We start from the raw sequence: 15,572 nt of genomic DNA on the forward strand, positions 1-15,572 counted from the left end.
GCGTTCGTCATGCTTTCCATGCCGCCCGCGACGATGATCCCGGCCCCGCCCGCGGCAATCGCTTCGGCCGCCATGATCGCCGCCTGCATGCCCGATCCGCACATCTTGTTGACCGTGGTGGCTTCGACCGACCGGGGAAGGCCAGCGCCCAGCGCCGCCTGCCGTGCGGGCGCCTGACCAAGCCCGGCGGGAAGCACGCAGCCCATATAGATGCGGTCCACAGCGTCCGGCTGCACGCCCGCGCGCTCGACAGCGGCCTTGACCGCCACCGTGCCGAGTTCAGTGGCCTTGAGCGCCGAAAGCGCGCCCTGGAAACCCCCCATCGGGGTGCGGGCATAGCCAGCGATAACGACAGGATCGTCCTGCATCCTTGCTCTCCTATTATGGCCTTAGCCTTACCTGACGATATAATTCACTGGTAGGCGGGATATTCACTCACGAACATTGCGCCTGCGGCGGCGCAGCCTTGTACGCTCATGCCTGAGCATCTCATGGCCGCGAAGAACCACCAAGTGCGAACATGACCAATTTGTCCGCTGCGGGATCAAACCAGGGCCGCCGGTCATTTGGTCATTCAGCACAAGACAGGATGGCAGCGCATGATCCGTTCCTTTCTCATCGGCCTGGTGGCCGGGCAGCGCGGAATCACTCCGCTTACATCGATCGCGCTGGCGACGCGGCGCCGTGCGCTGCCTGTTGCGCTTCCGCTGCAACGGCTGCTCCGCAATCCGTTTGCCGCTGCGGGAACGGCGGCTCTGGCGGCTGCGGAGATGGCCGGGGACAAGATGAAGTCGGCGCCCGACCGGATCGTGCCCGCCGGTCTCGCCGTGCGGGCGATCACGAGCGCCTATGCAGGAGCCGCCCTCGCCCCGCGCGGCCAGCGAATGTTGGGCGCTGCCGTGGCGATGGGAACGGCTTTGACCTCATCCTATGTTGGCTGGCGTCTGCGTTGCGCGGCCATGCGGCGCTACGGCCAGACCGCTACCGGCTTCGTCGAGGACGCTATCGTGCTGAGTACCGGAATTGCCGTGGCGAACCCCGGTCTGCTGGCGCGCGGGAGTTGACGCTGTCGCGGCGATGGACGCGGGCGAGAGGCTGCGTTCGTTGCCAAGGCGGACCAGGCGAAGCAGGGTAGGCGAGGGAAATCTCGCGAATGAAATATCAGATTGGATGCAGGGTGTTGGGCGGTCAGCTGGCGAGTTTGAGGACGGCCACTCCGCCGACGATCAGCGCCACGCCCAGGAAGCGGAGAAGCGAGGCGGGATCGCCATAGACGATGATACCCAGCGCGAATGTGCCTGCCGCGCCGATGCCGGTCCACACGGCATAGGCCGTCCCCATCGGGATCTGGCGCTGCGCCAGCCAGAGCAGCGTGCCGCTCACCATCATGAAGACGACCGCCAATGCGATGCCGGGCAGGCGTTGTCCGGGCGACTGCGCCATCTTCAGCCCGACGGGCCAGCCGATTTCGAACAGGCCGGCGGCAAACAGATATATCCAGCTCATGCGCGTCATTCCATCCCTTGCCATCACGGACGCCGCGGGACTTGCGGGACGGCCGGAACTGCGTAATAAGAATACGCATGTATTGAAATTAGGCAAGCATGCTATGGGGCGCAACAAGAGGATCGATCGCGGCGCTGTCCTTGATGCGGCGGAGGCGATCGTCGTTGCGCGCGGCGCGGCTGCGCTGACCATAGGCGCGGTCGCTGCGGCGTCCGGCATCACCAAGGGCGGGGTCCAATCCTGCTTCGGCACCAAGGAAGCGATGCTTGCCGCCATGCTGGGCCGCTGGATGCAAGAGGAGCGCGCGCTGTTCGAAGCGGCCGCCGGGACAGCGGCGACCACCGGCGAACGCGTGGCGGCGCATGTGGCGACGACCAGGCGCTATGCCGACGGCAAGCACCGGCGCGCGGCCAATCTGATCGCGGTCCTGCTGCAATCCGGGTCGCATCTGGACGAGGTGCGCCGGTGGTATGGCGAACGCGCGGTTCCAGTGGCCGCCGATGACCCAAGCAGCCGGTTGGCGCGGCTGGCATTCTTCGCGACGGAGGGCGCGTTCTTCCTGCGCTATTTCAACCTGCTGCCGATGTCCGCGGCGGAGTGGGATTCCATTCTGGCCGACGCCCAAGATCTTGCGGTCAGTTGACAGGCGGCGCTGCTGCGGCAGGCCGTGAAGGACCAGCGCCTTGAGGGCTGGGATCGATCAAACCTCGACCGCCTTTCCCGCGCGGCCATCCTGCCCGAAAATCCGCAGGTATCGCTCGATTTCGGCAGGATCGCCGGTCGCCTTGGAAGGATTGTCGGAGAGCTTCACGGCAGGACGCCCGTTGGCGCTCGTCACCTTGGCGACGAGGGAGATCGGCTCCAGCCCATGCCCGCCAGCGGGATCGCAGCCGCGAAAGTCGTTGGTGAGGTTGGTGCCCCAGCCGAAACTCATCCGCACCCGGCCATGAAAGTGGCGATACGTCGCTTCGATGCTGTCGACATCCATCCCATCGGAGAAGATCAGCAGCTTGGTGCGGGGATCGCGGCCATGCGCCTGCCACCAGGCGATGATCTGCTCGCCGCCCTCGATCGGGGGCATGGAGTCGGGGCGAAAGCCGGTCCAGTCGGCGAGCCAGCCGGGCGCATTGCGGAGGAAGGCGGTGGTGCCGAAAGCGTCGGGCAGCGCGACCAGCAGGTTTCCGTCATAATGCGCCTGCCATTCCTCCAGCACCCGGTAGGGCGCGGCCGCCACCCCGGCATCGTCCCCGGCAAGGGCGGCCAGCACCATCGGCAGTTCATGCGCGTTGGTGCCGATCGCTTCCAGATCATTGTCCATCGCGAGCAGCACGTTCGAACTGCCGATGAAGCGGCTGCCCAAACCTTCCTTGAGCGCCTCCACGCACCAGCGTTGCCAGAGGAAGCCATGGCGGCGGCGGGTGCCGAAATCGGAAAGGACGAGGCCGGGAAGCTGGCGCAGCCGTTCGACCTTTTCCCAAAGCTTGGCCTTGGCGCGGGCGTAGAGCACGTCCAGTTCGAAGCGGCCCTTGCCCCTGAGCGCGGCGCGCGACCGCAGTTCGTTGACGATGGCGAGCGCAGGGATTTCCCACATCGTCGTGTGGGTCCACGGCCCGGCGAAGTGCAGTTCGAACTGGCCGCCGGTCTTGCGCAGTTCATAGTCCGGCAACTGGAAATCGGCCAGCCATTCGATGAAGTCCGGCGAGAACATGCGTTTCTTGCCATAAAAGCTGTTGCCCGCGAGCCAGATCAGTTCCTTGTTGGAGAAGCGGAGCGTGCGGGCATGGTCGAGTTGCTCGCGCAGCTCCGTTTCGTCGATCACGTCCGCCAGCCGTATCGATGTGCTGCGGTTGATCAGCGAGAAGGTCGCCTGCACGTCCGAATGCAGGTGCCGGATCATCTGCAACATCAGCAGCTTGTAGAAATCCGTGTCGAGCAGGCTGCGAATGACAGGATCGAGCCGCCAGCTATGATTATAGACGCGAGTGGCGATGTCGGTGACGGGCATGGTCGATCCTCAGCGGGTGGCGAGGTGGAAGGCAGGGGCGGCAAGCGCTACGAATATGCGATAGCCCCGGTCAAGTTCCAGAAGCTCTGCCGGGATTGGAGCGCGCCGGATTAGGAGTGATGATATTCGCCGCCCGCTGCGCATATGGTAGGAAAATGCACCATGAACCATTTGGAGCCGGAATCCTTCGCCAAAGCGGCTCCAGCGGACGGAGATGAGGCTTGAACGCAAAGGCGCTGTTCACCCTTTCGGCCATTTACCTGGCGATGGTGGGCTTCGCGCTCATGATCGTGCCGTTGCAGTTCGGCCGCGGCGCGGTTCCGCCGGACGCCAGCCCTGAACTTGTCGCCCTGCTGCGGCTGCTGGGCGGGCCGTTCCTGGGGATCGCCGTGCTCAACTGGCTGTCGCGCAATGCTGATCCTTCGGAAATCCGCCCTGTGGTGCTGGCGAACATGATCGGTTTCGGCGCTGTCGCCGCCAATGACGTGTGGGGCGTGGGCAGCGGAGAAGCGCGGGACATCGCGAAATATTTCCTGCTGCTCCATGGATTGTTGACGGGGGCCTTCGCCATCCTTGCCTACAGGGCCCGCGCGAAGGCGGAGTGAACGGGTTGCAGGCGCGGCCAGCAGCGCAGCGCCATGTCGAGATGCGGCCGGGTGCGGCCCCTTACGTTGCATCCTGCGATCCGCTATGTGCGCTTCGATAGCGGCAGGGGTGGGTCGAAATGAAGCTGGTGATTTTGGGAGCGACGGGAACAACCGGGTTCTGGCGGTGAAGGAAGCCCTGGCGGCGGGCCATGAAGTGCTTGCCTATGTCCGCAATCCCGCCAGGCTTGCGCCTTCGCCCGGCCTCACCATTGTGACCGGGTCCGTCGAAGATGCAGCGGCAATGACCGCCGCGTTCAAGGGCGCCGATGCCGTCCTTTGGTGCCTTGGCGCGCGCTGGGCGCCGGTCATGCTGTTCAGGCGGGTGGATTTTCAGCAAAGAACCTTGCCACGCGTCATCGAAGCCATCAACAATGCGGGCGTGAAGCGCTTCGTCCTCATGTCCTCACTGGGCGTCGGCGATACGGCGTCCAGGCAATCCCCCATGCTCCGCCTTCTGCTCACCGGCATCGTCGCGAGGAACCTGTTCCGTGACAAGCAGATCGCGGAACGGGCGCTTGATGATTGCCGTGCCCGCTGGACGGCGGTCTATCCCGTTGTGCTGAAGGATGGACCCGCCGAACCCGATTGGGACCTGATTCCCATCGACCGGGTGAAAAAGGTGCCGGGAAATCCCACTCTGACCTTCGCCACGGTGACGAGGGCGCTGGTCGCTCTGACGCTCGAACAGGGCGAAGCCGGGGCCAAGCTGCTGCTTGCGCCGAAGGGCCAGTGGCAAGGCTGACGCACTCGACCGCGTTCCCATAAGGAGAGGGACGCGGTCGATCCGGGGAGGACGCTTTCCCGCTGATTGTGCTAAGCCGTCAACATATTTGAAACCAAGGATGATTCACCGAAAATGAACAGTCGAATTGCCTGCCCCGCGCTGCGTACGAAGGTCATGAGCGGGGAAGAGGCCGCCGCCCTCATCGATCCGGGCAGCACCGTGGGGATGAGCGGGTTCACGGGGTCCGGCTATCCCAAGGCAGTGCCGCTCGCGCTTGCGGCCCGGATCGAAGCGGCGCATGCGGCGGGCGATCCTTTCCGCGTGCGCGTCTGGACGGGCGCGTCGACAGGGCCTGAGCTGGACGGCGCGCTGGCCAAGGCGGACGGCATCGAATTCCGCCTGCCCTATAATTCCGATCCGGTCGCGCGCGAGAAGATCAATGCGGGCCAGATGGATTATTTCGACATGCATCTGAGCCAGGTCGCGCCGATGGCCTGGCAGGGTTTTCTGGGCCCGCTCGATACGGCGGTCGTCGAGGTGTCGGGCATCCGCCCGGACGGCAGCCTCATCCCATCCTCCTCCGTGGGCAACAACAAGACCTGGCTCGATCGTGCGCAGAAGGTGATCATCGAGGTCAACCGCTGGCAGAATGAAGCGCTGGAGGGGATGCACGACATCTATTACGGAACGGCGCTGCCGCCGCATCGCGTGCCCATTCCGCTCACGCAGCCCGACGACCGGATTGGCGAGCCGGGCTTCCGGTGCGATCCAGAGAAGATCGTCGCCATTGTCGAGACCGATGCGCCGGACCGCAACCTGCCCTTCGCCCCGCCTGACGCCGCCGCGCATGCCATTGCGGGCCATCTGCTCGAATTCCTGCGGCATGAGGTGGCAAGGGGCCGCCTGCCCGCCACGCTGCTGCCCATCCAGTCGGGTGTCGGCAATATCGCCAATGCGGTGCTGAGCGGGCTGGTGACCAGCCCGTTCGAGCAGATGACCGCCTATACGGAGGTCATTCAGGACGGCATGCTGGACCTGCTGGATTCCGGCAAGCTGCTGATGGCGTCCGCCACCGCTTTCTCGCTGAGCCCGGAAGCGGCCGCCCGGATCAATGCGGACATGGCGCGCTATCGCGACAGGATGATCCTTCGCCCGCAGGAGATCAGCAACCATCCCGAATTGATCCGGCGTCTTGGCTGCATCGCCATGAACGGCCTGATCGAGGCGGACATCTATGGCGCGGTCAATTCCACCCATGTCATGGGGTCGCGCATCCAGAACGGCATCGGCGGGTCGGGCGACTTCGCGCGCAACGCCTATATCTCGATCTTCATGACGCCCTCGACGGCCAAGGGAGGAAAGATTTCCGCCATCGTGCCGCAGGCGAGCCATGTCGACCACATATCGCAGGACGTGCAGGTGCTGGTGACCGAGCAGGGGCTTGCCGACCTGCGCGGCCTCAGCCCCAAGCAGCGGGCCGAATTGATCATCGGGAACTGCGCCCATCCCGACTATCGCCCGGCACTTGCCGACTATTTCGAGCGCGCCCGCAAAGGGGCCTATGGCCAGCATTCTCCGTCGCTGCCCGGCGAAGCGCTGTCCTGGCACCAGCGCTTCATCGATACCGGCTCGATGCTGGCATGAGCCAGTTCTTCCGTGGGGCGGCGGCCTTTTACGCGGCCTCCCCATGTTAGTCAGGGCCGCGGCTCACCCATAGCATTTCGGAACCCTTGGGTAACGACAATGGTTGGGCATGCATGGCGCGGCTTGCTGCAAGGCTCGTTTGACAAACAGGCGGAAGGGATTGCGAGCCTATGGCGCACAGTTTCGCTCCCCATGAGCGGCCCCTTCTGCCGGGCTCTCCCGCGACGCCCGATCATCCGCCTGCCCGCCGCGCCGCATATTTCGCGATCGGCACCCTGCTGGGGTTGACCGGGGGTCTGGGCAACGGGCTTCTCATCGCCAATCTGCCGCAGATACAGGGTTCCCTTGGCCTCACCTCCGTCGAGGGGGCGTGGCTGACCGCGATCTATTCGATGACGAGCGTTTGCATGAGCCTGCTGCTCATCAAGTTCAGGCAGCAATTCGGGCTGCAACGCTTCATCAGAATGTCGCTGCTCGGCTTCCTCACCGTCGCCGTGCTGCAACTGTTCGTGCACAGCTATGCCGTGGAACTGATCGTCCGGGGCGCGGCGGGGATAGTGAGCAGCGGCCTTACCACCCTCTGCTTCTTCTACATCATGCAGGCCATGCCAGCGACCGCGCGTCTGGCGGGCATGATCATCGGCTTTGGCCTGTCGCAGGTGGCTTTGCCGCTGGCGCGCGTCATTTCGCCCATGCTGCTCAGAAATGGAGAGATACAGAATCTGTTCGTCCTTGAACTGGGGCTGACGCTGCTTTGCCTGGGGTCCGCCGCTTTGCTGCGGCTGCCTCCGAGCGAGCGGATCAAGGCGTTCGAGCCGCTCGATTTCCTCACCTTCTGCCTTTTCGCGCCGGGCATGGCGCTGCTTTGCGCGGTGCTTGCGCTGGGGCGCGTGGTGTGGTGGACGACGCCATGGCTTGGCTATGCGGTGGCGGGGGCGATCCTCCTTATCGGCGCTGCCCTGCTGATCGAGCATAACCGCGCCAATCCGCTGCTCAACACGCGCTGGATGCGGACGCGCAACGTGCTGCGCTTCATCGCGATCGTCGCGATCATCCGTATTCTGCTGTCGGAACAGAATTTCGGGTCTATCGGCCTGCTGACCCTGGCGGGGATGACCAACGACCAGCTCGTGACATTGAACCTGATCGTTACCCTGGCGGCTGTCGCGGGCATCGCGGCGGGCGTGCTGACCCTCAACCCCAAGGATCTTCTGTGGCCTGTCGTCGTTTCGGTCGCGATCATCGCCATCGGCGCCTTCATGGACGCGGACGCCACCAACCTGACCCGCCCGGCCAATCTCTATGCAAGCCAGGCCCTGATCGGCTTCGCGGCGCTGTTCTGGATGGGCGCGGCGACGATGGTGGGCATATTGCGCGCCCTTTCGCGGGGACCCAGCCATATCGTCAGCTTTTCCGCCGTGTTCGGCATGGCGCAGACGATCGGAGGCCTTGCCGGGACGGCGCTGCTCGGCAGCTACCAGATCATGCGGGAGCGCCTGCATTCGCAGGAGATCGTGGAGACGCTGAGCGCGACCGATCCGCTGGTTCTGCAACGCATCCAGCAACTGGGCGGCGCCTATGCGCGGACGCTGGGCGATCCGCTGCTGCGGCAGGCGGAAGGAGGCGCGCTTTTCGCCCAGCAGGTCAGCCGCGAAGCGAATATCCTGGCCTATAATGACGTCTTCTTCCTGATTGGCGTGGTGGCGTCGCTCGTCACGCTGTGGCTGGGCGGGCGATGGATCTATTTGCGGGCAAAGGGCATCAATCCGGTTGCTGAGGAGTTGGTCGCGATGCAGCGGATGCGGGAGCGAGCGGCGCAATGAACGAACTGTCCAGAACGCCCCAGCCGGAAACGAAGGGACGGCTGGACGACCCGGTGGAGGTGCCGGACCAGCCATCCGCGGATACGGATGCGGATGCGCCGCGGCGGGGGTGGGCGCCGCCACGGGGGAGCCGCCGGGCCACCATTTTCTTCGTGGCGCTGCTGATCGCGGGCGCGCTGCTTGCCCTGTACGCCTGGGATCTGCCTCCATTCCGCCGTTATGTGCAGGAGACGGACAACGCCTATGTGCGGGGGCAGACCACGATCATCGCGCCGCAGGTCAGCGGCTATGTGACGCAGGTCCTCGTCCGCGACTATGACAATGTGAAGCAGGGACAGATACTCGCGCGGATCGACGATCGCATCTACCGCCAGCGGGTGGACCAGGCGAAAGCCAATCTTTCGACGCAACTCGCCACACTGGCGAACAGCCAGCAGAACCAGCGTTCCCGCGAGGCGGCGCTGGGCGGACAGGATGCCGCGATCGCCAGCGCAAGGGCGCAATTGTTGCGCGCGCAGGCGGACATGCGGCGCGTCAACGAACTGGCGGACGAAGGATCGGTGTCGGAGCGGGAGCGTGACCAGACCCGCGCCGCGCTGGCGCAGGCGGAAGCCGCCGTGCGGCAGGCGCAGGCGCAACGCGCCATCGGCCGGGAGGAAGTGCAATCGGTGCTGGTCGGGCGCGGCGGGCTGGAAGCGGGCGTCGAAAATGCGCGGGCGGCGCTCCGGCTGGCGGAGATCGACCTGTCGAACACCATCATTCGCGCGCCGCAATCAGGCAGGCTGGGCGAAGTGTCGGTCCGGCTGGGCCAATATGTGACGGCGGGCAGCCAGCTCATGTTCCTGGTGCCGCCGGCCATTTGGGTTTCGGCCAATTTCAAGGAGCGCCAGACCGCGCTCATCCGGCCGGGACAGCCCGCCAGCTTCACCGTCGACGCACTGAACGGCGCTGAAATCAAGGGGCGGGTGGAAAGCCTCGCCCCGGCGGCAGGCAGCGAATTTTCGGTGATCCGGACCGACAATGCGACCGGCAATTTCGTCAAGGTGCCCCAGCGGCTGACCGTCCGCATCGCGATAGACCAGGACGATCCGCTCTATCGCCGGTTAAGCCCCGGCATGTCGGTCGAGGCACGCGTCGTCACGCGCGGCACGCCAGCGCCGCGATGAAGGGGGCCCTGGCCCTGTGGAGCACGGCGGTGCTGCTGGCGGGGTGCACCGCGCCCGATCCGCCGCGTCCCGCATCGTCATCGGTCCGCCCGCCGCCCGGATGGCGGACGCCCTTGCCTGCCGCCGCCGCCATAACGCCGGGATGGTGGCAGGGCTTTGGCGATCCCGTGCTCACCAGCCTTGTCGAACGGGCGCTGGCCAACAACCCGGATGTGGCCATCGCCGCCGCGCGGGTTCAGGAGGCGCGGGCCAATGAGCGGCTTGCCCGCGCGCAGCTTTTCCCGTCGCTCGATCTGGGAGCGGGCGTCACGCGGTCGCGCAGCGCCGGTCCCCTGGGCACGTCCACGGAGACGACATCCGCTCAACCCCTGTTCCAGGCCGCCTATGAGGTGGACCTGTTCGGCCGGATCGCAAATCAGGTGGAAGCCGCGCGCCTGAGCGCTCAAGCGTCGGAAGCGGCCCGCGATGCGGCCGCCCTGGCGGTCGCGTCCGCCACCGCAACCGGATATGTGACGCTGCTTGGCCTCGACATGCGGCGGTCGGTGGTGCAGGCGACCATCACCTCGCGCGCGGAAGCGCTGCGGCTGGCGCGGTCCCGCGCGGAGGCGGGCTATACGTCCGACCTTGAACTGCGTCAGGCGCAGGCGGAATATGAAGCGGCGGCCCAGCTTCTGCCGCAGGTCGAACTCGCCATAGGGCGGCAGGAAAATGCGCTCAGCCTGCTGATCGGGGAGTCTCCGCGCGCCATCGGGCGTGGCGCGTCGCTCGACCGGCTGCGGCCGTTGGCCGTCCCCGCCGGTCTGCCGTCCGATCTGCTGCGCAGGCGGCCCGATCTGGCGCAGGCGGAGCGCACTCTGGCGGCATCGGACAGTTCGCTGGCTGCGGCCCGCGCGCAATATCTGCCCAGCATCAGGCTCACCGGCACGGCCGGGCTGACGCTGTCGACCGCGCTTAGCGACCCGCTGTCGATCTGGTCTCTGGGCGCCAGCATCCTTGCCCCCCTGTTCGAGGGCGGCCGGCTGCGCGCCAATGTGGAAGGGGCGGCGGCAAGGCGCGATCAGGCCGCCTTCGCCTACCAGCGGGCGGCGTTGACCGCCTTTCGCGAAGTGGACGACGCCCTGATCGGCATCGACCGCCTAGCGGCGCAGCGCGTCCGGCTGGAAGCGCAGCGCAGCGCCCTGGCCGATGCGCTGCGCCACGCCACGAATCGCTACAGGGCGGGCTACACAACATATCTGGAGCAGCTCGACGCCCAGCGGGCCTTGCTGTCGGCGGAACTGAGCCTCGTCCAATTGCGGGTCGACCAGCTCAACGCCCTGATCGCGCTTTATCAGGCAATGGGCGGCGGCTGGTCCGCCTGAACCTTTACAGGGCCGGTCCGCTTCGGGATGCGGTCACGGGCGATGCGCTGGTCCAGCCGCCCGCCAGTGCCTTGAACAGATCAACTTGAGCAAAGGCCACCGCGCGTTCCGCCGTGGCAAGCTCGCTCTCCGCCGCCGCCAACGTGCGCTGAGCATCCAGCACCGTCAGGAAATCGATCCTTCCCTCCCGCTGCCGCGCAAGGCTGATGCGTGCGGCCCGGTCCGCGGCTTCGCGCGCGGCCTTGAGGGTATCGCGCCGCTCCAGCGCGTGGGCATAGACCGACAGCGCAGTTTCGGTTTCCTCCAGCGCCCTTAGCACCGTGCCGTCGAATGTCGCGAGGGACGCGCTGGCGTCGGCCTTTGCAGCGGCGATGCGGGCGCGGTTGGCTTCCTGATTGGGGAAGGCCCAGTTGATGAGCGGACCCAGAAGCCAGCGGAACGGTCCCCCGCCCAATATGTCGCCGCCGCCGATCGCCGTGGTGCCGATGGAGCCGCCCAAAGTGATGCGGGGATAAAGGTCCGCCGTCGCAACCCCGATGCGCGCCGTGTCTGCCGCCAGCCGCTGCTCAGCGGCGCGCACATCCGGGCGGCGGGCGAGCAGGGCGCGGCCGTCGCCGACCGGAATGGGCTGCTTGAGATCCGGCGTCACCTTCTGCTCCCGAACCACGGCAGGCAGTTCCTGCGGCGTCCGCCCCGTGAGCGTCGCGAGCCGCAACAGTGCACTGTCCCGATCCGCCACCAGACTTGGGATCAGCGCCGCTTGTTGGTCCCGCAAGGCAGTTGTGCGGATTACATCCAGCCGGTCGGACCGGCCCACTTCAAACCGCGCATTGGTGATGCGGATGCTCTTGTCGAGCAGCGCCACGGTCTGCTCCGCCACGGCGATACGCTCCGCCGAACTGGTCGCATCCACATAAGCCCGCGCCGTATCCGCAACCACAGCCACCCGCACCGCGTCAGCATCGCCCGCCGCCGCGTTGACGTCGCCCTTCGCCGCTTCGATACTCCGCTTCACCCGGCCGAACAGGTCCACCTCATAAGCGACGTCCAGCCCGGCATCGACGGTCCAATTCTCGCGATCAGCGCCCGGCAAAGTCTGCGCGGCGGACGCCCGGCCATAGGTCGGCTGCGCGCTAAGGCTCGTCTGCGGCAGCCTGTCCGACCGCGCGCCACGTAGCCCCGCCCGCGCCTTTTCCAGCCGAGCGACAGCCACGCGAATGTCGGTATTCGCGGCCAGCGCATCGCGCACCAGCTCGTCCAGCACCGGATCATTATACAGCCGCCACCAGTCGCCATCAGGCTCCGCCACGCTCACCGCCGGACTAGCCGCCCCAATGAACGCGCCCGCAGCCGCGCTTGGGGTGGCCGGAGCCTTATAATCCGGCCCCGCCGCGCAGGCGGTCAAAGCCGAAGCGCCGAGCAAAAGGGGAAGTAGGGTCTTTCTCATCTCATATGTCTCCTATTCGGCGGGCTGCATCGCGACGGCGGCTCCGCCCTTCCCCTTGCGGGAAAAGCGGTCGCCCAGCGCGCGGCACACCACGTAGAAGGTGGGGGTGAAGAGCAGGCCGAACGCCGTCACGCCGGTCATACCGAAGAAGACGGCCGTGCCCAGCGCCTGCCGCAACTCCGCGCCAGCCCCGCTCGCGATCACCAGCGGCACCGCGCCCAGGATGAAGGCGAAGCTGGTCATCAGGATCGGCCGCAACCGGGTCTGCGCCGCCTGAACCGCCGCATCGACGGGCGAGAGGCCCTGTTCCTCCTCCGCCTGCTTGGCGAATTCCACCACAAGGATGGCATTCTTCGCCGCCAGCGCGATCAGCACGACCAGCCCGATCTGCGTCAGGATATTATTGTCTTGTCCCCGCAGGTTCACGCCCAGCATGGCCGCGAACAGGCACATCGGCACGATCAGGATGATCGACAGCGGCAGCGTCAGGCTTTCATATTGCGCCGCCAGCACCAGGAAGACGAAGAAGACCGCCATCCCGAACACGATGCCCGCGGTGTTGCCCGCCATCACCTGCTGATAGGCGACGCCCGTCCACTCCTTGGCATAACCCTCGGGTAGATTGGCGTCGGCGAGCTTCTCCATCGTCGTCAGCGACTGGCCGGTGCTGTAGCCGGGCGCGGTATTGCCATCGACCTCTATCGCCGGGAGCATATTGTAGCGCACCACGCGATAAGGCCCGGTCTTGTCCTCGAATGTCGAGACTGACCCGATCGGCACCATCTGCCCGCTGTTCGACCGCGTCTTCAGGTTCGCGATATCCGCCACCGTCCCGCGATGGTCCGCATCCGCCTGCGCCGTCACGCGATAGGTCCGCCCTAGCAAGTTGAAGTCATTGACGAAGGCCGACCCCAGATAGACCTGCATCGCTTCGAACACGCGTTCCGGCGGCACGCCCAGCAGGTCGGCCTTGCGCCGATCGACATCGGCAAAGACGCGCGGCGTCGCATTGTCGAACAGCGTATAGACCATGGACAGGCCGGGCGTCTGGTTCGCCTTAGCGATGAAGTCCTGCGCAACCTTGTTCAGCTCGGTATAGCCGCGTTCCTCCTTATCCTGCACCAGCATGCGGAAGCCGCCCGGAGGCACGAGGCCCGAAATGGTCGGCGGCGGCAACAGCAGGATGCGCGCCTTTTCATAACCCGCGACCGCCTTGTGCGCCTGCTCCATGATCCCGGCATAGGTGACGCCTTCCTTCTGCCGCTCCGCAAAGCTGTTGAACGGGAAGTAGATGGCGGCGCTGTTGGGCGCCTGCGTTTGCGAAGGGCCATGGAAGCCCGCGAACATCACCGCGCCGCGCAGCCCCTTGATGGGCAGCAGCTTTTGCGCGACCTCCTTCGTCACCTTGTCCGTGCGTTCCAATGACGCGCCCGATGGCAACTGCACCACGGCCAGGAAATAGCCCTGATCCTGCGAAGGCACGAAGCCGCCCGGCGTCACCCAGAACAGGGCGATGGTCGCGGCGATCAGCCCCGCATAGGTCAGCAGCATCTTCTTGGGCCGCAGCACCAGGAAGCGCGTCAGCCGGGCATAGCCAGCGCTCATCCGGTCAAAGCCCCGGTTGAACCCCGCCGCCGCCCGCGCGCCTACCCTGCGCCAGCGCGGCGCATTGTCCAGATCATGCTCCCCATGCTTGGGCTTCAGCAGCAAGGCGGCTGCGGCCGGGGACAGAGTGAGCGAGAGGATCAGCGAGATCACCGTCGCAGTCGAAATGGTGACGGCGAACTGCTGATAGAATGCGCCCGAAATGCCGGTGATGAACAATGTCGGCACGAACACGGCGCACAGCACCAGCACGATCGCCACCAGCGCGGCCGACACTTCGTCCATGGACGTGCGCGCCGCCTCCAGCGGAGACATGCCATGCTCGATGTTCCGCTCCACATTCTCGACCACCACGATCGCGTCATCGACCACGATGCCGATGGCCAGGACAAGGCCGAACAGCGACAGGTTGTTGAGCGAATAGCCAAGCGCCGCCAGCACCGCCGCCGTCCCGATCAGCGACACGGGGATGGCAATGATAGGAATGATCGCCGCGCGCCAGTTCTGGAGGAAGATCAGGATGACGAGGACGACCAGTACCACCGCCTCGAACAGCGTGTGATAAACCGCATCGATCGACTGGCTGATGAACTCGGTCGGATTGTAGATGACGCTATATTCCAGGCCCTTGGGGAAGCTCTTGGACAGCGCGTCCATCTCCGCCTTCACCTTCTCCGCCGCGTCCAGAGCGTTGGAGCCCGGCCGCTGCATCACCGCAATGACGACGGTAGGCGTGCCCGACAAATAGGTGTTGATGCCATAATCCTGCGCGCCCAACTCAACGCGAGCAACGTCGCCCACGCGGACCTGACGGCCATCCGCATCGGTGCGAATGACGATTTCGGCGAACTGCTTGGGCTCGGTCAGGCGGCCCTGCATCTCGACGCCCAACTGGAAAGCTTCGCCCTTATCATAGGGTGGCTGGCCCAGCGCGCCTGTGGACACCTGCACATTCTGCGAACGGAGCGCGGAGACGATCTCGCCCGCCGTCAGGTCCAGCGCGGCGGCGCGGTCGGGATCGATCCAGATGCGCATCGCATAATCGCGCGATCCGAACAGCCGCACATCGCCAACGCCATCCAGCCGCGCCAGCCGGTCCCGCACCTGCGTCAACGCATAGTTGGACAGGTAATTGCGGTCGAACGTGCCGTCCGGCGATTGCAGATTGACGACCATCAGGAAGTCCGGCGTCGTCTTGCGCGTGACCACGCCCAGCCGCTGCACCTCTTCCGGCAGGCGGGGGATGGCCACGGCGACCCGGTTCTGCACCAGCACCTGCGCCTCATCCAGATCGGTCCCCACCTTGAAGGTGACGGTGATCGTCACCTTGCCGTCGCCGGTCGATTGGCTGCTCTGATAGAGCATGTCATCGACGCCGTTGATTTCCTGCTCGATCGGCGCGGCGACGGTGGACGCGACGGTCTCGGCCGACGCGCCCGGATATTGCGCCGACACCGTGACCGTTGGCGGAACGATGTTGGGATATTGGGAAACGGGCAGCCCGATAAAGGCCAGCGCGCCAACCACGGTGATGACCACCGCGATGACCGCAGCGAAGATCGGCCGGTCAATGAAGAAACGGGATAGGCGCATCGGTCTGTTCCTCGATGGCGTGAAAAAGGGTGCGCGGTCCGGGGATCGCGG

Annotated in this window: 13 protein-coding genes; 8 read left to right on the forward strand and 5 right to left on the reverse strand. The window is 65.7% G+C overall.

All coding sequences use genetic code 11. From position 1 onward, the window contains the following. The coding region (locus L288_RS0122050; RefSeq protein WP_031304708.1) for a thiolase family protein at positions 1 to 368 on the reverse strand (368 nt) is incomplete at its 3' end. Positions 369 to 599: 231 nt separating this feature from the next. On the opposite strand from L288_RS0122050, the gene L288_RS38130 reads away from it, so the two are divergent. After that, on the forward strand, positions 600 to 1,064 hold the full coding sequence (locus tag L288_RS38130) for a hypothetical protein (RefSeq protein ID WP_021239411.1): 465 nt from the start codon (positions 600 to 602) through the stop codon (positions 1,062 to 1,064). Between the two features lie 124 nt (positions 1,065 to 1,188). Here L288_RS38130 and L288_RS38135 read toward each other — a convergent pair whose 3' ends face one another. Continuing rightward, the gene (locus L288_RS38135) at positions 1,189 to 1,506 is read right to left on the reverse strand and encodes a DMT family transporter (protein WP_021239412.1); all 318 of its coding nucleotides are present in this window, start codon (positions 1,504 to 1,506) and stop codon (positions 1,189 to 1,191) included. Between the two features lie 103 nt (positions 1,507 to 1,609). Between L288_RS38135 and L288_RS38140 the strand changes: the two genes are divergently transcribed. Further along, entirely contained in the window at positions 1,610 to 2,149 is a 540-nt protein-coding gene (locus tag L288_RS38140; RefSeq protein ID WP_031304723.1) for a TetR/AcrR family transcriptional regulator, read from the forward strand. 57 nt (positions 2,150 to 2,206) lie between these two features. Here the strand turns inward: L288_RS38140 and pncB are convergent, their stop codons facing one another. Next, complete coding sequence (gene pncB, locus L288_RS38145; RefSeq protein WP_021239414.1) at positions 2,207 to 3,511, reverse strand: nicotinate phosphoribosyltransferase; 1,305 nt, start codon at positions 3,509 to 3,511, stop codon at positions 2,207 to 2,209. Positions 3,512 to 3,732: 221 nt separating this feature from the next. On the opposite strand from pncB, the gene L288_RS38150 reads away from it, so the two are divergent. The 6 genes from L288_RS38150 (at position 3,733) to L288_RS38175 (ending at position 10,876) form a co-directional block, all read left to right on the forward strand. Continuing rightward, positions 3,733 to 4,116, forward strand: a complete 384-nt coding sequence (locus tag L288_RS38150; RefSeq protein ID WP_021239415.1) for a hypothetical protein — start codon at positions 3,733 to 3,735, stop codon at positions 4,114 to 4,116. A 109-nt stretch (positions 4,117 to 4,225) separates the two neighbouring features. After that, positions 4,226 to 4,900 carry an NAD(P)-binding oxidoreductase gene (locus L288_RS42110; RefSeq protein WP_161625674.1) on the forward strand — a complete coding sequence of 225 codons (675 nt, stop codon included), beginning with the start codon at positions 4,226 to 4,228 and terminating at the stop codon, positions 4,898 to 4,900. A gap of 114 nt (positions 4,901 to 5,014) precedes the next feature. Beyond that, positions 5,015 to 6,526, forward strand: coding sequence for an acetyl-CoA hydrolase/transferase family protein (locus tag L288_RS38160; protein WP_021239417.1), 1,512 nt, complete (start codon positions 5,015 to 5,017; stop codon positions 6,524 to 6,526). A gap of 170 nt (positions 6,527 to 6,696) precedes the next feature. Beyond that, positions 6,697 to 8,349, forward strand: a complete 1,653-nt coding sequence (locus tag L288_RS38165; RefSeq protein ID WP_021239418.1) for an MFS transporter — start codon at positions 6,697 to 6,699, stop codon at positions 8,347 to 8,349. After that, positions 8,346 to 9,515, forward strand: a complete 1,170-nt coding sequence (locus L288_RS38170) for an HlyD family secretion protein (protein WP_021239419.1) — start codon at positions 8,346 to 8,348, stop codon at positions 9,513 to 9,515. Before L288_RS38165 ends, L288_RS38170 begins: the two co-directional genes overlap by 4 nt. After that, positions 9,512 to 10,876 carry an efflux transporter outer membrane subunit gene (locus tag L288_RS38175; RefSeq protein WP_031304726.1) on the forward strand — a complete coding sequence of 455 codons (1,365 nt, stop codon included), beginning with the start codon at positions 9,512 to 9,514 and terminating at the stop codon, positions 10,874 to 10,876. Before L288_RS38170 ends, L288_RS38175 begins: the two co-directional genes overlap by 4 nt. A gap of 4 nt (positions 10,877 to 10,880) precedes the next feature. On the opposite strand, the gene L288_RS38180 is transcribed toward L288_RS38175, so the two are convergent. Continuing rightward, a complete protein-coding gene (locus L288_RS38180; protein ID WP_031304728.1) occupies positions 10,881 to 12,323 on the reverse strand; it encodes an efflux transporter outer membrane subunit in 1,443 nt (480 codons plus the stop codon). A 12-nt stretch (positions 12,324 to 12,335) separates the two neighbouring features. Beyond that, positions 12,336 to 15,521, reverse strand: coding sequence for an efflux RND transporter permease subunit (locus L288_RS38185; protein WP_021239423.1), 3,186 nt, complete (start codon positions 15,519 to 15,521; stop codon positions 12,336 to 12,338). Between the last annotated feature and the right edge of the window lie 51 nt (positions 15,522 to 15,572).

Source organism: Sphingobium quisquiliarum P25 (genome assembly GCF_000445065.1).
GTDB lineage: Bacteria > Pseudomonadota > Alphaproteobacteria > Sphingomonadales > Sphingomonadaceae > Sphingobium > Sphingobium quisquiliarum.